18 protein-coding genes are annotated in these 18,883 nt (G+C 36.1%); 16 read left to right on the top strand and 2 right to left on the bottom strand.

Annotated features, from left to right (window positions below):
• Nucleotides 1-16 precede the first annotated feature (16 nt).
• The 7 genes from QA584_RS25235 to QA584_RS25205 all read left to right on the top strand — a co-directional run bounded on the left by QA584_RS25235 (nt 17) and on the right by QA584_RS25205 (nt 6,351).
• Complete coding sequence (locus QA584_RS25235; protein WP_278271867.1) at nt 17-1,450, top strand: CD3324 family protein; 1,434 nt, start codon at nt 17-19, stop codon at nt 1,448-1,450.
• Nucleotides 1,443-1,706, top strand: coding sequence for a Txe/YoeB family addiction module toxin (locus tag QA584_RS25230; RefSeq protein WP_278271866.1), 264 nt, complete (start codon nt 1,443-1,445; stop codon nt 1,704-1,706). Before QA584_RS25235 ends, QA584_RS25230 begins: the two co-directional genes overlap by 8 nt.
• A 533-nt stretch (nt 1,707-2,239) precedes the next feature.
• Nucleotides 2,240-3,370: a helix-turn-helix domain-containing protein gene (locus tag QA584_RS25225; RefSeq protein WP_278271865.1), complete on the top strand. Its 1,131-nt coding sequence runs from the start codon at nt 2,240-2,242 to the stop codon at nt 3,368-3,370.
• Nucleotides 3,363-3,566, top strand: coding sequence for a PLDc N-terminal domain-containing protein (locus tag QA584_RS25220; RefSeq protein ID WP_278271864.1), 204 nt, complete (start codon nt 3,363-3,365; stop codon nt 3,564-3,566). Before QA584_RS25225 ends, QA584_RS25220 begins: the two co-directional genes overlap by 8 nt.
• A 1-nt stretch (nt 3,567) precedes the next feature.
• Complete coding sequence (locus QA584_RS25215) at nt 3,568-4,470, top strand: ABC transporter ATP-binding protein (RefSeq protein WP_278271863.1); 903 nt, start codon at nt 3,568-3,570, stop codon at nt 4,468-4,470.
• Nucleotides 4,467-5,255: an ABC transporter permease gene (locus QA584_RS25210; RefSeq protein ID WP_278271862.1), complete on the top strand. Its 789-nt coding sequence runs from the start codon at nt 4,467-4,469 to the stop codon at nt 5,253-5,255. Before QA584_RS25215 ends, QA584_RS25210 begins: the two co-directional genes overlap by 4 nt.
• Before the next feature lie 382 nt (nt 5,256-5,637).
• Nucleotides 5,638-6,351, top strand: a complete 714-nt coding sequence (locus tag QA584_RS25205; protein WP_278271861.1) for a dihydrofolate reductase family protein — start codon at nt 5,638-5,640, stop codon at nt 6,349-6,351.
• A 388-nt stretch (nt 6,352-6,739) separates the two neighbouring features.
• On the opposite strand, the gene QA584_RS25200 is transcribed toward QA584_RS25205, so the two are convergent.
• Complete coding sequence (locus QA584_RS25200; RefSeq protein ID WP_278271860.1) at nt 6,740-7,645, bottom strand: LysR family transcriptional regulator; 906 nt, start codon at nt 7,643-7,645, stop codon at nt 6,740-6,742.
• Nucleotides 7,646-8,329: 684 nt separating this feature from the next.
• Here QA584_RS25200 and QA584_RS25195 point away from each other — a divergent pair.
• The 8 genes from QA584_RS25195 (at nt 8,330) to lysS (ending at nt 16,277) form a co-directional block, all read left to right on the top strand.
• Nucleotides 8,330-8,890: a nitroreductase family protein gene (locus QA584_RS25195; RefSeq protein ID WP_278271859.1), complete on the top strand. Its 561-nt coding sequence runs from the start codon at nt 8,330-8,332 to the stop codon at nt 8,888-8,890.
• Nucleotides 8,891-9,334: 444 nt separating this feature from the next.
• A complete protein-coding gene (locus QA584_RS25190; protein ID WP_278271858.1) occupies nt 9,335-10,366 on the top strand; it encodes a hypothetical protein in 1,032 nt (343 codons plus the stop codon).
• Between the two features lie 240 nt (nt 10,367-10,606).
• A complete protein-coding gene (locus QA584_RS25185; protein ID WP_278271857.1) occupies nt 10,607-11,365 on the top strand; it encodes a class I SAM-dependent methyltransferase in 759 nt (252 codons plus the stop codon).
• Nucleotides 11,366-11,483: 118 nt separating this feature from the next.
• Nucleotides 11,484-12,320: a potassium channel family protein gene (locus QA584_RS25180; RefSeq protein WP_278271856.1), complete on the top strand. Its 837-nt coding sequence runs from the start codon at nt 11,484-11,486 to the stop codon at nt 12,318-12,320.
• A 328-nt stretch (nt 12,321-12,648) separates the two neighbouring features.
• Nucleotides 12,649-12,852 carry a helix-turn-helix transcriptional regulator gene (locus QA584_RS25175; protein WP_278271855.1) on the top strand — a complete coding sequence of 68 codons (204 nt, stop codon included), beginning with the start codon at nt 12,649-12,651 and terminating at the stop codon, nt 12,850-12,852.
• A 12-nt stretch (nt 12,853-12,864) separates the two neighbouring features.
• Nucleotides 12,865-13,314: a hypothetical protein gene (locus tag QA584_RS25170; RefSeq protein ID WP_278271854.1), complete on the top strand. Its 450-nt coding sequence runs from the start codon at nt 12,865-12,867 to the stop codon at nt 13,312-13,314.
• Between the two features lie 97 nt (nt 13,315-13,411).
• Nucleotides 13,412-14,074: a YkgJ family cysteine cluster protein gene (locus tag QA584_RS25165; protein WP_278271853.1), complete on the top strand. Its 663-nt coding sequence runs from the start codon at nt 13,412-13,414 to the stop codon at nt 14,072-14,074.
• Between the two features lie 733 nt (nt 14,075-14,807).
• A complete protein-coding gene (gene lysS / locus QA584_RS25160) occupies nt 14,808-16,277 on the top strand; it encodes a lysine--tRNA ligase (RefSeq protein WP_278271852.1) in 1,470 nt (489 codons plus the stop codon).
• A 4-nt stretch (nt 16,278-16,281) separates the two neighbouring features.
• Here the strand turns inward: lysS and ymfI are convergent, their stop codons facing one another.
• On the bottom strand, nt 16,282-17,013 hold the full coding sequence (ymfI, locus tag QA584_RS25155; RefSeq protein ID WP_278271851.1) for an elongation factor P 5-aminopentanone reductase: 732 nt from the start codon (nt 17,011-17,013) through the stop codon (nt 16,282-16,284).
• A gap of 573 nt (nt 17,014-17,586) precedes the next feature.
• Here ymfI and uraA point away from each other — a divergent pair.
• Nucleotides 17,587-18,861, top strand: coding sequence for a uracil permease (gene uraA, locus QA584_RS25150; RefSeq protein ID WP_278271850.1), 1,275 nt, complete (start codon nt 17,587-17,589; stop codon nt 18,859-18,861).
• The last annotated feature ends 22 nt before the right edge of the window (nt 18,862-18,883 follow it).

Below are 18,883 nucleotides of genomic sequence, written 5' to 3'. Positions count from 1 at the left end.
AAAGCGAGGTGATTCAATGAAGTATATAAATGGAGCGGATATTTTACCAGAAGAACTAATAAATGAGATAAGAAAATATACCGATGGCGTATATATTTACATTTCTAAAAGTGGTTCAAAACGAAATAAATGGGGAGAAAATACAAACCACCGCCGGGAAATGGAACTAAAGAATTTACATATTTACGATAAATTCTTGGAAGGTATTGATTATATGGAATTATCAGAGTGCTATCATTTGTCTGTTAAAAGTATTAGAAGGATAGTGATGACGCAGAAAAGAAGAATGGAGCCTGTTCAAGCTATGATGGAGGAAATAGTAAAAGAGTGGAATTTAAAGGATTGCCCAAAACAAATATACCATTCCACTTGGAGTGTAAAAGAGACATATGTTTTAAAAGAATACAGCGATCGTAACTTATTATTAAGAAATATTCAAATGCATAAAACACTTCGTGAAGCCGGAGTTACCGTGCCGGAAATCTGCCCACTTGCAGATGGCAAAGAATTTTATGTAAAAAACGATAAGATGTATTTGCTTACAACGAAATTGAAGGGTAAAAATATTATTGATATCGACCAGTTGGAGGAAGATTGGTTTTACAATTTTGGGCGAATTCTCGCAAAGCTTCATATTGCCTTTCGGGAATGCGAGAAAACAATAAGTTTTTGGAATAATAGCCTTCTGGAAGAAATGGAAGGCTGGGTTACGAGAAATCTCGATGAATTTGCACCCGAATACTTACCGGAGAATGAAATTAAGGAATCTATTCATCAATTATCGGAGGTATATAGAGAGCTGCCCAAACAGTTAATACACAGAGATGTATACTTGGGAAATTTTTTGTTTGATGATAAGCAGTTTTCAGGATATATTGATTTTGATTTGAGCCAGAGTAATATCAGAATTTTTGATATCTGTTATTTCTTGTTAGGAATTCTAATGCAGGAAGATAATAATCGGGTAAAGAAAGAATTCTGGTTTCGTATCGTAAGCCAGGTGATTGAAGGATACGACTCACTTGCAGACTTAAAACAAGTTGAGCGGCAGTCTATGGCATGTGTTATGAAGAATATAGAATTACTGTTTGTAGCGTATTTTTTGAAAATCGGAGATGAAAAATTAGCAAAAGACTCGGCTGATTTATTTCTGTTTGTATGTAGAAATGAAGAGAAAATAATGGACGTTGTAATAAACTATACAACGTTAAGAGATAATATGAAGACGTACATGGATAAGGTCACTGATGATTATGAGACATTGATAGTAACAAGAAAAGATAATAAAAATGTTGTTATTCTCTCTGAAGAATCCTATAATAATATGATTGAAAATATATATGTAATGGGAAATAAAAATAATTATGACTGGTTAATGGAATCAAGGACACAATTAGAAAATGGAATAGTATCTACACAAGAATTATCAGAGGATGAAGCCGATGATTAAGGTTTTTACGAAAAATGGATGGACCGATTATATTTATTGGCAGATGGAAGATAGAAAAACATTAAGAAAAATAAATCAATTAATTGACGAAATAACCAGAAATGGGAATGAAGGAATTGGAAAGCCAGAGGCATTAAGTGGAAATATGGCTGGTTTTTGGAGTAGGAGAATAAATGATAAAGATCGTTTGATATATAAAATTGACAATGATACTATCTATATTCTGGCTTGCAGATACCGTTATGGTGATAAATGATTTTACGGTAAATAGGGGATGTTTCCAATGCTTTTTAGTGTTGCTAACATCCTTTTTTAGTGTAAAAATTCTTGTGAGTTTAAACCAATGGTTTTAAACGAATCTACTGCAGAATCGACTACTAGTATCAGTGGTGCCCGGTACATTGATTATCGTACATAATACTAGGTAAAAGCAGATAGAGATTTCTGTGTAAAAATCCTTAACTATAGAAATAGTACCCATAAAGATATTTAATTGTAAACAACAGACAGTAGTATGAAGAGAATCAATCAAGAATAAAAGTTTCCTGTTGGTTGATTTTGTATTATAAGGTATCGTGCTTCTCCATTGTTTTCTGTATTTTAGTTTTGTATAATTTATTATGAAAGCAGCCAAAGAACTGAGGGCCAAAGAACTGAGGACCAAAGAACGGAGAGCAAAAGAACTGAGAGCCAAAGAACTGAGAGCTAAAGAACTGAGAAATAAGAATCGAGAGCCAAGAATCGAGAGCTGAGAACTATTAACTGAGAACTAGAAAGGAGCTAGCCAATATGAGGTTACTTAATATTTCGGAAAATCTGGTAAAGTTTCGGCATGAAAAAAAAGTGACACAGGATGAAGTTGCATCGTTTTTAGGAGTAACAAAAGCATCCGTTTCAAAATGGGAAAATGAGCAGAGTATGCCAGATATTCTGCTATTGCCACAAATTGCTGTTTATTTTGGAGTGACGGTTGATGAATTACTTGGTTATGAACCACAACTAAGTAAAGAACAAATACAACGCATATATCAGGAACTCGCTAAAGATTTTGCATCCCAATCCTTTGAGGATACGATGGAAAAATGTAAGTCACTAGTGCACAGATACTATTCTTGCTTTCCCTTTTTGCAACAAATCTGTGTTCTGTGGTTAAATCATTTTATGTTAGCAAATTCTCAAAGTGCACAACGAGAAGTATTAGAAGAAATATCAGACCTTAGCGAACATATTCTTAAGAATTGCAAAATAATAGAGATTTGTAATCATGCACTATCCTTTAAGGCTATGGTAGAATTACAGCTGGGAAACCCACATAATGTAATTGAAATTTTAGAGGACATTGTCAGATCTCAAAATCTGTCTATGTCTAATAATTCGGTATTGATACAAGCTTATCAGATGGTGGGAGATACAGATAAAGCGTTAAGCAGCGTTCAAATATCTATTTATATTCACTTATTAGAGCTGGTGGGTACGTCCGTTGGATATCTCGCTATAAATAGCGACAATCTTAATGGATGCGAAGAAACTATAAGACGAACTGGTTGTGTCATTTCTGCCTATAATCTGGATAAACTGCAGCCTAATTTGGCGGCTCAGTTTTATTATCAGTCGGCGGTAGTTTATGCAATATATAAACAAACGGATAAAGCACTGGAGATGCTTCATAAATTCGAACGCACTGTAACTTATCTGCTCACTGGGGATAATATCAATTTACATGGTGACAGCTATTTCACTGCACTTGATTCATGGTTTGCACAACTTGATCTTGGTGCAGCACCCCCAAGAGATAAAAAATTAATAATGGATAATGCAGTAGAATCCCTTGACCATCCGGTTTTTGAAGCAATGAAAGATACTGAGGCATTTCAAAAAATCAAACAAAATCTAAGTAAAGGAAGAACTTATTATGAATAAAATCATCGAATACTTACCATTTATTCTACCACTTGTAATAGCAGAACTGGGACTTCTAGTATATACGCTCCACCATATACTAACACATCAGAATTATAAACGAGGCAGTCGAAAGGTGTGGCTGATTATTGTGATTGTGGGTATGGAGTTTATTGGACCAATTCTTTATTTCCTCCTTGGAAGAGAGGACGATTAGAATGGAAATGTTAAACGTATCCCATGTTTCTAAGCAATTTGGTGAAAAGAAGGTACTTTCCGACTTGAGTTTTTCCGTACCGGCAGGCAGTGTGTTTGGTTTCGTAGGGCAAAATGGTGCGGGCAAAACTACTACAATGAAAATGATACTTGGCCTTATAGCTGCAGATCGTGGAGAGATTTATGTAAATGGTGAAAAGGTTACTTACGGGCAGAACAAGACCAACCGTTATGTGGGTTATCTGCCGGATGTTCCCGAATTTTATTCCTATATGACACCCAGAGAGTATTTAAACTTTTGCGGTGAAATTACGGGAATGGAAACCAATAAAAACAAAAGCAGAACGACAGAACTTCTTGCACTTGTTGGGTTAGAACATGAAAAAAGACACATAAAGGGCTTTTCGAGGGGAATGAAGCAGCGGCTTGGTATTGCACAGGCACTTATGAATCAACCCAAACTGCTTATATGTGATGAGCCAACCTCTGCGCTTGATCCGGTAGGCAGAAAGGAGATTCTGGATATTTTAGTGTCTTCGAAAGAACAGACAACGGTGCTGTTTTCAACGCATATCCTGTCAGATGTGGAACGGATATGCAATGCAATTGCATTTATCAAGGATGGAAAGATAGCTTTAAGTGGAAATTTAGAACAAATCAAAAATATGCATCAGGCAGCAGGCTTTGAAATTGAGTTTGAGGATTCTTCCGATGCAGATAAGCTCCTTTTCGTTTTTCCGGATGGAAAGAAACGAAGGGAAAGGAATATTGCTTTTGACGACGTTAACGAGCAGAAAATGATGGATGTATTAGGGGTTGTTGTAAATCAGAAACTTGCGTTTACTAAAATCGAGAGGTTAGAGCCTACTCTGGAATCTTTGTTTTTGGAGGTGGTCAGCAAATGAAAACATTATTTGCATTTTTTAAAAAGGAGTTTATGGAACTGATACGTTCTGGACGGCTGACAATCCTTTTATTGGTTTTCGTACTGTTTGGTATTATGAATCCGGCTATAGCGAAAATAACACCCTGGTTAATGGAAATGATGGAAAGTTCCCTGAAAAGTACTGGAATGATTGTAACTGATATAAAGATTGATGCCATGACTTCATGGATGCAGTATTATAAAAATATTGAAATGGCACTATTTATCTTTGTTTTACTTGTTAGTAATACCTTTACGAAAGAGTATCAAAGCGGGACATTAGTTTTGGTTTTGACGAAAGGATTGTCAAGATATAAAGTTATTCTTGCAAAAACAGCAGTCCTGCTGTTGTTATGGACATTCTGTTACTGGATATGCTTTGGCATTACTTATGGATATAATGCATATTTTTGGGATAACAGCATTGCCTCACATTTATTTTATGCGGCACTATGCTATTGGCTGTTTGGAATATGGATACTGGCAATGGTTATATTGTTCTCTTCCCTTGCACAGAGCAATACCCTTGTTTTGGCTGGAACAGGAGGTACCTTTATTGCAATTAATTTGCTTAATATGTTTTCAAGCATTCAAAAATACCTGCCGACTAAGCTTACAGGTGGATTTTCTTTGTTGACTGCCACAACAGTAGATACGGACTTCAAGGTAACGATTCTGTTAACCATACTCTTTTGTATCGCATGTATAGGCGGTAGTATTCTTATCTTTAATCGGAAGATGATTGGGGTTCCAAGAGAATCTTAAAGGTACCTTATAAAAAGCCTTACAGGCAGGATGCGCATGACGCACTTAAGGAAAATTGTCACTGTCGTGACAGCGCGTCAGCGCTAGAGTCTGGCGAGGCAGACACTTTGTTTTTTACAGAAAGTTATCTGTATCCATTTGTTTTCTTTGGACTAGAATGAAATATATTATTAAATGCAATTTCCACCAGGGCATTTCATTCTTATTAATTAATTGTTTTAATTGTATAAAAGGTGGTTTAGGTTACCAGGTAAAGGATATGTGATGATATCGTATAGAAATAATTCCTGATAATTTTATGCAAAAAAAATCATGAAGAAATGGGCTGCCTCCTGTAAAATAGATTAATACCATAAAAAGCAGGAAGGAGATAGATAAGCATATGGATTTTGAAAAAGTAGTAAAAGCGAAAAAAAGACCTATTACAACCTTATTTATGCTGTCATCGGTAGATGGTAAGATTAGTACCGGAGCATCGGATACGTTGGATGTTGATACGGATTATCCTAAGCTTGCTGGTGTAAAAGAGGGATTACATCAGTATTATGAGATAGAGCAGACCACAGATTTATGGTCTTTGAATTCCGGTCGCGTACAGGCAAAATTAGGAGTTAATAAAAAGGCTATGCCTGAAAAAACACCAGTATCATTTGTGATTATTGATAATAAACATCTAAAAGAAGGAGGAATACGGTATTTTTGTTCACTAGCAAAGGAATTTGTATTGGTTACAACGAATGATGGGCATCCGGCATATTCAGTGAAAGAAAAGAATTTAAACATTATATATCAGGAAAAGCTGAACCTAAAAGCAATGCTTGAAGTTCTCTCAGAACAGTATCAATGTGAACGTATCACGATACAGTCTGGTGGAACATTAAACGGAATGTTTCTGCGTAATAAATTATTTGATTACGTCGATATAGTTATAGCTCCGGTTTTGGTCGGTGGAAGGAATACCGCAACCCTTATAGACGGCGAATCAATTACACGGCAGGAGGAATTAGAAAAATTAGGTGTGCTCTCACTTGAAAAGTGTGAAGTATTGGAGAATTCTTATATACGTTTAGTGTATAGAATAATAAATTACAATTAATGTAGTTGCTTTAAGTGATATGTAGAATTTATACAAATGAATGGTAGAATGTTATGCGGGTGCGGGCTAATAGTATAATGAATTGAATCCATGTCTACATAACTCATATAGACAAATTCATTTAGACTAAATTTATAAGAAATCCAGCCTATTCCGGAAGTATACTTAGTCTAATGGGGTAGCTGTGTACAGGCATATGTTTGCGCCTGTATGTGTTCTGATCGCCTGCATGTTCTTCTATGGAGTTAGAATAAGGGTAGAAGAGGCAGCTTTACGGGGTAGGTTTAGGGAGGAATTTAATGAGTATTGTAAGCAGACACAATTCCGGTTGATTCCCTATGTTTATTGATTGTATATAGTACGTTTGAAACAAACTGGCATCCGGTTCTTAAGTTTGATTGCTGAAAGTTGTTCTGGAGACATATTCAATCAAAAAGTCTTTAAATAGTTTGGCAGAAGAGGATAAAGTAGCATTTTTCTTGAGACCCATATAAATTGTCCTGAAACAATGCTGTTCTTTTGACCTTAGTACAGATATATCCTCCGTTTTTAAGAAACAGGAATAAGGAACAATGGATATCCCCAGACCTGCTCGTACAAATTCGGTTACTAAACTTCCGTTTTCACTGGGTTTTAGCAGGGACTTTGGAGTATAGCCATGCATTTTATAAAAGGTAGTAATTTTCTCTTTGGTTTTTTCAGAAAAGAAAACAAAATTTTCGTCCTTTAGTTCCAACAGGGATATTTCAGTTTTATTTGAAAGAGGATGATTCTTTGGAACAATAATTACAAGTTCTTCCTGTTTGACGGGTATGGCTTCAATTTCCCTGTTTGGTATAGCAATTTCGTTATCAGCTAATAAGCCCAAATCAAACCTTCCGTTTACTAGACCTTTTAGGATATTTTCCGCAGTTTCCATGCAGTATTCAAATTTAATATTGGGATATTTAATCAGAAATTCACTAACTGCATCAGGTATAAGGCGAGTGCCAAGAGTAAAGAGTGAGGAAATTGAAACAGTACCCGTTTCCGGATTGGCCATATCCTTAAGTTCCTGCACACCTTCGTTGATTTCCCGGAGAGCAGTTTGGGTGTGTGTAAGAAACAGACTTCCATAACGGGTCAGTTGGATATTCCGTCCATGTTTTTCAAACACAGGAACGCCTAACTCTTCTTCTAATTTGGATATAGCCTTGCTGAGGGCTGGCTGTGTTACGGAAAGTAAAGTTGCTGCCTCTGTGAAATTTTCAGTTTCTGCTATGGTCTTAAAATATTCTAATTGCTGCCAGTTCATAATTCCTCCTGCTTTTTTCTGATTTATAAATATGAGGTAAATAAATATGAGGTAAATAAAAATGTCGTAAATAAATATGATGTAAACAAATATGATGTAAATAAATATGTCGTAAATAAAATGATGTAAATAAAAATGATGTAAATAAAAATGATGTAAATAAAAATGATGTAAATAAATATGATGCAAATAAATGTGTTGTATTATGTCGTAAAGAAAAATAATAAATAAATATGGTACATAACTATGCGAAACATAAAATTTATCATTTATGATAAAACTTCTATTTGTGAAATTGTGAAGTATAAATTTGTAATGATACATCTATACTTAGATAGACAACCCCGATAATGAATCCTGATAAAGCAAACAATAAAGGTATCAAGGAACGTACTCCCAATAACCAATTGACTTATTTTATGTGACATAAAATTTTTCATCCATAACTTAAAGTTATAGAATTAATGAAAAGAATTCATTAGACCTGAGATGAAAATACTGTTATTATTTCAGTGTTATCAAGATAATCAAATAAATCAGTAGCTAATTATAAAACAAATTTATAAATTAGTCAAAGCAAGGTTTCTGATACCAAAACTAATCTGATTCCGAAACTAGTCTGATTCCAAAACAAGTTTAATGACATTGTGGTCACCAAGTTTTTACAATCGAAAGGAGTTATATATGAACGAAATAATACAGAATATTTTATCCAGAAGAAGTGTAAGATCCTATACACAGGAGCAGATTTCAGATGAAAACTTAAATCTGATTTTAGAAGCGGCAAACTATGCGCCAAGTGGGATGGGACAACAGGGATGGCATTTTACGGTAGTACAGAATAAGGAAAAAGTAGATGAACTGGTCTCTGCTGTGAAAGAATTAATGAAAAATTCCTCGGAAGAACGTTTCCAAAAGATGGCTGGCAATCCTGAATTCAATCCTTTTTATAATGCACCCACAGTAATTATCACCTCTTATGATAAAAGCTCAGCTACAGTTGAAGCAAATTGTGCAGTTGCCCTTCAAAATATATTTCTGGCTGCCCATTCTCTTAATATCAGTTCCTGTTGGATTCATATATTGGCATACTTTGGGCAGGATCCTAAGGTAAGAAGTATCTTAACAGAACTAGGTGTACCACAGGATTATGAAGTATCTGGTTCCGCTGTATTAGGATACAGCGATAAGCCGCTGCCTGCCGCTGCGCCTAGAAAAGAAGGAACTGTTAACTTTGTAAAATAAGATTTTTGCTTCGCAGCATATACAAAAAACACGTTATATATTTAGCTGTGAACAGTTCCACCTCCCCGTCATAAGCAGCAGGGAGGTGGAAATTATATTGACATCATAATTAATGTAATGTTATGATACAAAGGTGATAACATAAAAATATAATTCTGGGGTGACGATATCCGGTACACTTGATATTACAGAATCGGTAATATAAGTAGCACGTGGAAAGGAAGATAAAAATCATAATTTAATAGAAAATATAAGACTGTTCCATAACAGTATTATTTTCTATACACAAATATGGTTTTATCAAACTTTTCCGCTCATATAATAACAACTATTTGGCTGTGGAGAGTTCCATGGCCTTTTTATGTTATCACAAAAAAAGACCGTAATTACTTATTACCTTAATTACAATATAAAAATACCATTACATTTGAAAGGGAACATATAATGAAAAGTAAAAGACCTTATGTCAGTATTAAAAAAGATAGTAATTTGACAGAACTTATGGAAGCGCTTAATAAAAATATGGATAAAATCAAAGAATTTGAACAAATTGCAGGTATTATGCTGGACGGTGGCATGTCAAGAGGCTATGCTGATTATTTATCGGAAATAGATGTGGTGATTTTTCTCCATGAAGAGGCTTTTAATTGCTATAAAACGAAAAAAACGCCGCTTGCTCTTGGAATTACAAAAGTCGATGGATATCTGTATGATATTAAAATCTTAAATTATGAAGAAGAGTTAAAAAGGGATTATGACACCATTGCATTATGGGATCTATCGTATGCAAAAATTATCTATGATGAGAATGGAGCGTTAAAAAGTCTGTTTGAAACAAAGCTCCAAAAAGAAAGCGAAGTCAGTCAGGCAGAAGGACTCATGTTTGAATCCTGGTGGAATTATAAATTAGCAGGTGATATATGGATTCACAGAGAGGATATTTTACAGGGACATTATTGTTTTAACTATGCGGTAAAACCTCTGATATCCGCTTTATTTATTGCAAATAAAGAATATATCCCTCATGATAAATGGCTGATTCATATGAGCAGAACCTTGGAATGGCAGCCGCAGAATTATGAGCAGTTGCTAATGGAGATGCTAAATACCGGGGACATGAGCTTGGAAAGCTTATATAAAAGACAGCAAAGTATTGAAACCGTATGGAAGGCCATCGATAACCAACTGTGCAGTAGGATTGATTTTAATGCCGGGTTGAATTTGATGCACCGGAGTACTTATCAGAACTTGAAAAGAATAACAGAAAAAGAGGTGTTTACAATTGAGGAATGGAAGGAATTTAGCAGCATTCAAGCACTAAATTATGAGCCGCTTTTTGGTATTTCGGAAATAAAGGATGGAAAGGTTATTCTGAATAAAGAAAAATTATTTGGATTAGGTGAAGCTGATTTGTATAATTGGTTCCTGGATATTGTGAAGGCGATTAGACAAGGAGATAAGCGAAGCAATAAATAAAGATTGTAGGAGACAATAAATATTTTGATAGAATAGCCTCTGTGTGGCTACAATAACAGATTTTAAATTTAGTCCGCACTTCATTATCCATTATATTACAAATTGAATTACAAGTCTATTATTTTCTCAAAATTATTGCTAATATAATACTGCCGGCAAGTAATTATGAATTGTTAATATAGTATTATTAAAATACGTGCAGGGGAATTAATACCCAATATACGCATAAGGAGGCAGTATGTGAAGATAAAAGCTTCAGACTGGTATAAAAATATATGGACCCTTGATATGAAAAAGCAGTCATGGGTGGAAGATACTAAGAATCAAGTGGATTTTATTATTAACACCCTCGGGCTTACCGGACGGGAACGTATTCTTGATCTTGCTTGCGGGTACGGAAGACATTCACTGGAGTTTGCAAGAAAAGGCTACTCGGTTGTTGGAGTTGATATAACGAAAGAATTAATTGAAGACGCAAGGATGATGGCAGAAAAAGAAGCATTGACCCCAGAATTTATCCATTCGGATATCCGCAGCATAAATTTTAAAAATGAATTTGACGTTGTCGTAAATCTGGCAGATGGTGCAATTGGTTATTTGGAGAATGAAGAGGAGAACTTAAAGATTTTTGACGTTATCTCAAAAGCGTTAAAGCCTTTAGGAAAGCATTTTATGGATATATGCAATGCGGAACATGCAGAGCTTTATTTTCCAAAGCAGGGCTGGGAAGTTGGAGATAAGGCACTTGCTTTATCCGTGTTTGATTGGGATGCAAAAAACAGAAGAATGCTGTATGGAGACTTCAATATACCCTATGGATTTCCTGCACAAAAACCGGAGATAAGTCCGGCAGATCCAACCAGACTGTATTCTATTGATGAGCTAAAAGAAATCTTTCGGAAGAGAGACATGAAGATAATAGCTTCATTTTCAAATTATTACGGAAAAGCCGCGACATACAAAGAATTACAGCTTATGGTGTATTCGATGAAGCGATAAGATGCCAGAGAATAGAAGAGGTAAAATTCAGTGATAATACATTTTTAGGTTCCCATAGCAAATAGGAGAATTAAGGAGTATAATTGGGAGACAAATAGAGTTTTAAGGAGGTATGTTGGTGGATGACATATTGATTTTAGCAATGACTATGATAATGTTGCTCTACTTCTTTAGGGAAATCTGGAAAAACAGACTATATTTATTAAAATATATCGCCACGGTGGGAGGAAAGTCTTCTGCTGCTGTCCATGTGAAACCGGCGGTTTTAATTCCAGTTGCAATATTCCACGGTGTACTTTTCATTGCAGTGGGGGTTGTGATTTTCTTAAATGACAGTGAAGGAAGAATAGCATTCCGGCTCCTGATTTCATCGATTTTATCTCTAATTTGTTTGCTGCTGTTGTTTTTATTATATTTTTTAGTTGTAGTTATCATAAAAGAAATTGTCAGTATGAAGGATAAGACCATTAATTGTATTCTGATTTATTCGGGAGTTTCCTTCTGTATCCTGTTTGGGCAGTTAATAACCCGGAGCATAGAATATCCCAAGGGATTTATATGGATCAGTGCGGTTTTATATGTAGTGAATATATTTGGCATTGGTCGGATCATTTGGACAATCTTTAAAAAGAAAGTACTGGTAAAAAGTATTTGGAGTATTGCTTTTATGAATATCAGCTTTGCGATTTTTGCATTAAGCAATATTACTTTTGAAATACAGAACGTCTATCCCACTGCCTGCTATAGCCGGGAGCTGACCTCCTGGGGAGATGCTTTGTATTTCGTTGTAATTACTTTTTTTACGGTGGGATATGGTGATCTATACCCGGTCTGTGAAGCGACAAAGATCTTATCTATGATAACTATTTTATCGGGATTTACGTTTACGGCAGTATTTGTATCGGCGGCTTTGTCAACAACCATTGAACATTTTGGGAGTATTCAAAAAAAGTAATAAAGCTATTGAATAACAAATTTTATGAAGTTTATTGAAAACCCTGTAGATGTAGATAGTACATTTACAGGGTTTTAGTATATTGTAAAATGAAAAATGTTTGCTGTTAGAAAAGAAAGATGAGAAAAGAAAGATGAAAAAAAGATGAGAAGAGATGAGAAAAGAAAGATAAGAAAATAATAATAAGAAAAATAAGAAATGAATAAATATAAGATGTGAAAGATACAAAAAAATATATTTAATATGCAAAGTAGACTTGACAAATAATGCAAAGCAGACTATACTAAAAATGCAAAGTTAACTTAGCTTTATTTGAGAGGCGGTATTAGTGAAAACACACATTAAAGAGTTGCGAAAGCAGCACAAATTATCACAGGAAGAACTTGCATTTGCAGTGGGGACGACGCGGCAGACAATTACATCCATTGAAGTGGAGAAGTATACAGCTTCCCTGGTCCTTGCATATAAGATTGCACATTATTTTGGATTGCCCATTGAAGAAGTCTTTGACTTCACAGACATTGAAAGGTAAAAGGAGAACGATATGGAAAATTACAGAAAAAAAATTATCTCAAGCATATTTATCGGTGGCATCATGATTGCCGCTGCGTTAATTTTATTTGTTTTTAATATTTTAGTAGATACGAATGTAATAACCTTCTACTCAGGTAATAAAATGATGCTCAGTTTTCAAAGCGGTCTGCTGTGTGGAATCAGCCTGGTTGCATTGGTTACAACAATTAAATATGCAATGGCATTAAAAAATCCTCAAAAACTTCAGCTAATGTATAATGAGGAATACGATGAACGTAAGCAGCTGATTGCCCAGAAAGCAGGAATGCCCATGGCAGGGATAAATGCCGTGGTTATGATAATGGCTGGTATTGTAGCCGGTTATTTTAACACAGTTGTTTTCTATACACTGATTGCTGCTGCAGTCGCGCAATCCATGATTAGTCTGGCAGCTAAGGTATATTATTCGAAAACCATATAAATAATCTTATTTATATTGCAGGCATATATTATTATGTTATAATGGAGTTCAATAATTATAAGAATAAGCCATAGCAATTAATAAGTGAGGAAAACATATGAAAAGAAACTGCAGTCTGGATGAAATATCCGATGGAAAACTATATGATCTGGAAGATCTGGTAGAAGCCAGTTGCAATGGCTGTAAGGGAGAAGCCTCCTGCTGCCACGGAATGGGAAAATCAATTATTCTGGATCCTTATGATATATTCCGGTTAACAACGTATCAGGATGCTACGTTTGAAGGACTTTTAATTGATAAGATTGAATTAAACGTGGTAGACGGCATCATTCTTCCAAATCTGAAGATGGCGGGGAACAATGAAGCCTGTTCCTATCTGAATACCCAAGGCAGATGCAGCATTCACGGATTACGACCGGGGATATGCAGGATTTTTCCGCTTGGAAGATATTATGAAGATCATGGGTTTAAATATTTTTTACAAATCAACGAATGCCAAAACAACATAGCGACAAAACGAAAAGTCATGAATTGGATTGATACACCGGATATAAAGCAGAACCAGCAGTTTCTGACAGACTGGCATTATTTTCTCAATGATATGGAAGTTATTATAAAAAATACCAAAGAGGATAATCAAATTAGAAATATCAATATGTATCTGCTCAATATCTTTTACCTGAAGAAATATGATAAAGATAAAGAATTTTATTCTCAATTCTATGAACGGCTGGCTGAAGTAAAGAAAGTTATAGGTTGAAATAAAACCCTTGACACCCTCCTATTCCATATGATAGGATAAACCCAATAAAAATAAAGGCTATGAAAAGATAAGTAGATAATGTGTTATGTTACAGAGAGCCTCAGCCGGTGGAAAGAGGTACAAAAAGCATTAGCGAAACAAAGACTTGGAGCCGCGTACCGACTGCTATCCTGCTGAGGCTACGATGGGAGCGCCCATTACAGCGCCAGAGTATCGGTATGAATTAGTATACCCGTACTTGTAGAGATCCCTATTGTGAAATATGGATGAAACAGGGTGGTATCACGAAGCTTATGCTCTCGTCCTTGAATAAAATCAAGGAAGGGGGCTTTTTTTAATTTATAGGAAAGTTCTAAGAACTTTCCTATAAATTAAAAAGCCTTCCAGGCAGGATGCGCATGACGCACTTAAGGAAGATTGTCACTGTCGTGACAGCGCGTCAGCGCTAGAGTCTGGCGGGCCAGACTCTTATTATACCTTTTAGTCAAGTGATTATGTAGGAAACGATTAAAAAAATTTCACGAAAACGATAATTTCTAATTTCTTGAAAAGAAAATTCATGAAGAAAGGTTTATTAAAACAATCGTCGTATCGTTACGTAATCAGGTGAGATTTATCAATTAAAGGTAAAATTACCTTTAACATGGATAAATAAAAACTTCATAAAAATATACTCAAAAGTATACTCAAAAGTACAAAACCTAAATTGTAAATGCAAGGAGGATTACAAATGGAAACAAGCTTAGAGCAAGTCAGAAGAGAAAAGTTAAATCTGGTTTCTGAAATAACGAATCCCTACCCGGAGCGCTTTGAAATAACCCACCAGCTGGCTGAACTATCAACCATGCCTGATGGAACAGACCAGATAAAAGCAGCCGGAAGAATAACATTTATTCGAAAGATGGGCAAGTTAACCTTTATTACCATAGCGGATATTAACGGGCACCTGCAGGCAGCCTTAAAGAAAGATATTTTAGGTGAAGCCCAGTATGATTTCTTTAAAAAATCCTTTGACATAGGGGATTTTATCGGGGTAATAGGTGAGCTTTTTACTACACAGACCGGAGAGAAAACAATCCGGGTTGCTGAGTTTCAATTTTTAGGCAAAGCCTTGAAACCACTGCCGGAAAAGTTCCATGGAATCAGTAACATTGACAGCTGTTACCGCCAAAGGTACTTAGACCTGATTATGAATGAGGAGACCAGAAAGCGCTTCCTAATTAAGTTTAATTTTATGAAAGAAATCAGACGCTTCTTAGAAGATAACAGCTATATTGAGATTGAAACTCCCGTTTTAATCAACAAGCCTTCTGGAGCGTTGGCGAAACCCTTTATATCCCACCATAATGCCCTGGATCTTGACGTTTATCTTAGAATTGCACCGGAAACATATTTAAAGCGGGCAATTGTCGGCGGTTTTACCAGAGTATTTGAATTTGCAAGGTGTTTTCGAAATGAAGGGATGGATACGACCCATTTGCAGGATTTTACCATGCTGGAATGTTACTGTGCATATTTTAATTACAAGGATAACATGGAATTTACCCAAAGAATGCTTTGCAATGCAGTCAATCAGGTCTTTGGAACTACGAAGATAACGATAGGAGACAGAGAGATTGATTTTAAGGCCCAGTGGCCGGTAGTATCTTTTCGGGAATTGATATTAAAAGACAGTGGTATCGATATAACCAGCTTCCAGACAGCAGCAGAGCTAAAAGCTGAAATTGACCGAAAAGGCATAACTCTGGAATCTGAAACAGATATTAATCTGTTAGGCAGGGGAAATCTGATTGACCTTCTATATAAAAAGGTCAGCAGACCAAATATGATCGCACCGGTTTTCCTCACCGAGCATCCGATTGCTCTTTCACCTTTAGCCAGAGCGAATGATGCGGATAAAGAATTAACCGACCGCTTTCAGCTGGTTATTAACGGTGTAGAAGTAATCAATGCCTACTCGGAATTAGTTGACCCGAAAGAACAGGCAAATCGGTTAACCGAGCAGGCTAAGTTAAACGCTATGGGTGATGAGGATGCCATGGTTATGGATCAGGATTATATTACTGCCATGGAATACGGAATGCCTCCCATATCCGGCTGGGGGATGGGGATTGACAGAATCCTGCAGGTACTTTTAGGCACTGGAAATATTAAAGATTCTATCCTGTTTCCGCTAATGAGACCAATGGAAAAGGACTAAATGCTTATATCCAGGCTCCGTCTAAGCGGATAACCTGACCATTTAAATAATCATTGCCAGAGGCTATATGATAGACAAACTCAGCCACTTCCTCCGTGCGTCCAAGTCGGTTTGCCGGAATTTCTTCAATAAGAGAGGACACTTCCTCTTGGTTTAGAAAATGATTCATTTGGGTATCAATGGCTCCGCAGGCTACTGCATTTACCTGAATATTACTTGGCGCCAGTTCTTTTGCCAGGGCTTTGGTAAAGGCATTGATACCCCCTTTTGAAGCGGAATAGGCTACTTCACAGGAAGCACCTGCACTTCCCCAGACAGAAGATATATTGATGATTTTCCCCTGCTTCCTGGCAATCATATCGGGGACTACCAGCCTGCAGCAGTTAAAAACGGAAGTTAAATTCGTGTTAATTATCTCATTCCAGGTTAAAAGATCCATATCGGTAAAAAGACCTACATGGGATATCCCTGCATTATTTACCAGCACATCAATGGTCCCGAATTGCTGTTTAGCGAGCATAATCATATTATTTACTTCTTCAAAGCTGCCTGCGTTACCGACATAAGCCATGCAGGATACCTGGAAGCTTTCAATTTCTTTCTTGGTAAGAAGCAGTTCTTTCTCCTGATGGGAACAATTGATAATAACGTTATAACCCTCTTTGGCAAACTTTATTGCTATGGCTTTCCCGATTCCCCTACTGGAACCGGTTACTAATACAGTGCTTCGATTCATAATAGCTCCAATCTTGATTCTTTATATGATATATTCATACTTCGCAGTTATTTTTGTCTTGGTATACTTGATAAAATCAGCAAGGAAGGTGATTAAGAAAGCATTGATTATGCTATGTTTCATAAGCTTAGTATTCTGAGCCTGGACATCAAATAACCAAATAAATTATAACACAAGTTACAACGGATGGAAACAGATTGTATCTATGTTCCATATCATCCATAAACATGAAAATATATATTAACTTATTAACTTGTTCCATGTTTGTTCTTAAAAAGGCTATGCACTTCAAATAAAATAACGGCACTAAATAATACGGTAAAGCGAATGGAAAAAGAGCTTACATCCTATCATTGTGCACATATGATAAATCAGTTAGTACTAATTGGTAAAATATGAATAATTTTTGAAGTATTATCTAATAATCAATACAAGAAAGGCGAGAAAAAAATTCAAAATAATAAAAATAATTGTAGAAATCTGCCGAAGACCGTGCTATACTTGTCAGGATGAGCTTTTAGAATGAATTTCAGGACAAGCTTTCAGGATGAACTTTAAGGAGGTATTTTTTTTTTGGAAACCAAGAAAATTATTCAAGTGGAAGATAAGGTCGGGGTTAATCTGTTAATTCCATTATCCCTTCAACACATGTTTGCTATGTTTGGAGCATCTGTTTTAGTTCCTATTCTCTTCCAGATCAATCCATCTGTTGTATTGCTGATGAATGGTATCGGCACCTTATTATTTATTCTTATCACCAAGGGCAAAGCTCCCGCTTATCTCGGATCCAGCTTTGCTTTTCTTGCGCCAGCAGGTATTGTAATCTCAAAATGGGGTTATCCTTACGCACTGGGTGGTTTTATCGTAGTCGGCCTTGCCGCTTGTATTATTGCATTTATCATTTATAAGTTCGGCACCAAATGGATCGATGTCGTTCTTCCCGCAGCCGCAATGGGACCCGTAGTAGCACTTATTGGTCTGGAACTTGCAGGAACTGCTGCTTCTACCGCTGGTATTCTTCCTTCAGAAGATGCTGCTATCAATCCCAAAAATATAATTGTTTTTGCTGTTACTCTGGGGGTTGCCGTATTTGGTAACGTACTATTCCGTAAATTTTTTGCTGTAATACCGATTTTGATTGCAATTATTGCCGGATATGTTACAGCAGTACTTACTCATCTGGTAACTATGGCTGATGTAAGTAAAGCACTTCATGCCAATATCCTGGTTATGCCTAATTTTCAAGCACCCCGCTTTAATCTTGAGGCAATTATCATGATTCTTCCGGTCATCTTAGTTATTACGTCGGAGCATGTTGGTCACCAGATTGTAACCAGTAAAATCGTTGAAAGAGATTTATTAAAAGACCCCGGCTTACACCGTTCCTTATTTGCAGATGGTTTTTCTACCATGCTTTCTGGTTTTGTGGGATCTGTACCAACCACAACCTATGGTGAAAACATTGGTGTTATGGCTATGACTAAAGTTTATTCCGTACAAGTTATCGGAGGTGCAGCAGTCCTCTCTGTAATAGCTTCCTTTGTAGGACCTGTCTCAGCCTTAATTCAAACCATCCCAGGACCAGTAATCGGAGGTATTTCCTTCTTATTATATGGTATGATCGGTGCCTCTGGTATCCGTGTTATGGTAGACGGACAAGTTGACTACAGCCGCAGCCGAAACTTAACCCTGACCTCCATTGTATTTGTAACTGGTTTATCTGGTGTTGCATTAAACCTTGGTGAAGTTACTTTAAAAGGAATGGTACTTGCTTGTATCGTTGGTATGATACTATCCCTTCTCTTCTTTCTTTTTGACAAGCTCGGATTAACGAATGATAAACAGTAAAATATATATGCAGGTTTATAAC

It is taken from the genome of Anaerocolumna sp. AGMB13025 (genome assembly GCF_029689925.1).
In the GTDB taxonomy this organism is placed as follows: Bacteria; Bacillota; Clostridia; order Lachnospirales; family Lachnospiraceae; genus Anaerocolumna.
This window is presented reverse-complemented; position numbering and strand designations above follow the sequence as displayed.

What these genes read in the sequence shown, in the direction of transcription:
- QA584_RS25235 (WP_278271867.1), top strand. Translation starts at nt 17, where the DNA reads ATGAAGTATATAAATGGAGCGGATATTTTACCAGAAGAACTAATAAAT.
- QA584_RS25230 (WP_278271866.1), top strand. Translation starts at nt 1,443, where the DNA reads ATGATTAAGGTTTTTACGAAAAATGGATGGACCGATTATATTTATTGG.
- QA584_RS25225 (WP_278271865.1), top strand. Translation starts at nt 2,240, where the DNA reads ATGAGGTTACTTAATATTTCGGAAAATCTGGTAAAGTTTCGGCATGAA.
- QA584_RS25220 (WP_278271864.1), top strand. Translation starts at nt 3,363, where the DNA reads ATGAATAAAATCATCGAATACTTACCATTTATTCTACCACTTGTAATA.
- QA584_RS25215 (WP_278271863.1), top strand. Translation starts at nt 3,568, where the DNA reads ATGGAAATGTTAAACGTATCCCATGTTTCTAAGCAATTTGGTGAAAAG.
- QA584_RS25210 (WP_278271862.1), top strand. Translation starts at nt 4,467, where the DNA reads ATGAAAACATTATTTGCATTTTTTAAAAAGGAGTTTATGGAACTGATA.
- QA584_RS25205 (WP_278271861.1), top strand. Translation starts at nt 5,638, where the DNA reads ATGGATTTTGAAAAAGTAGTAAAAGCGAAAAAAAGACCTATTACAACC.
- QA584_RS25200 (WP_278271860.1), bottom strand. Translation starts at nt 7,645, where the DNA reads ATGAACTGGCAGCAATTAGAATATTTTAAGACCATAGCAGAAACTGAA.
- QA584_RS25195 (WP_278271859.1), top strand. Translation starts at nt 8,330, where the DNA reads ATGAACGAAATAATACAGAATATTTTATCCAGAAGAAGTGTAAGATCC.
- QA584_RS25190 (WP_278271858.1), top strand. Translation starts at nt 9,335, where the DNA reads ATGAAAAGTAAAAGACCTTATGTCAGTATTAAAAAAGATAGTAATTTG.
- QA584_RS25170 (WP_278271854.1), top strand. Translation starts at nt 12,865, where the DNA reads ATGGAAAATTACAGAAAAAAAATTATCTCAAGCATATTTATCGGTGGC.
- QA584_RS25165 (WP_278271853.1), top strand. Translation starts at nt 13,412, where the DNA reads ATGAAAAGAAACTGCAGTCTGGATGAAATATCCGATGGAAAACTATAT.
- lysS (WP_278271852.1), top strand. Translation starts at nt 14,808, where the DNA reads ATGGAAACAAGCTTAGAGCAAGTCAGAAGAGAAAAGTTAAATCTGGTT.
- ymfI (WP_278271851.1), bottom strand. Translation starts at nt 17,013, where the DNA reads ATGAATCGAAGCACTGTATTAGTAACCGGTTCCAGTAGGGGAATCGGG.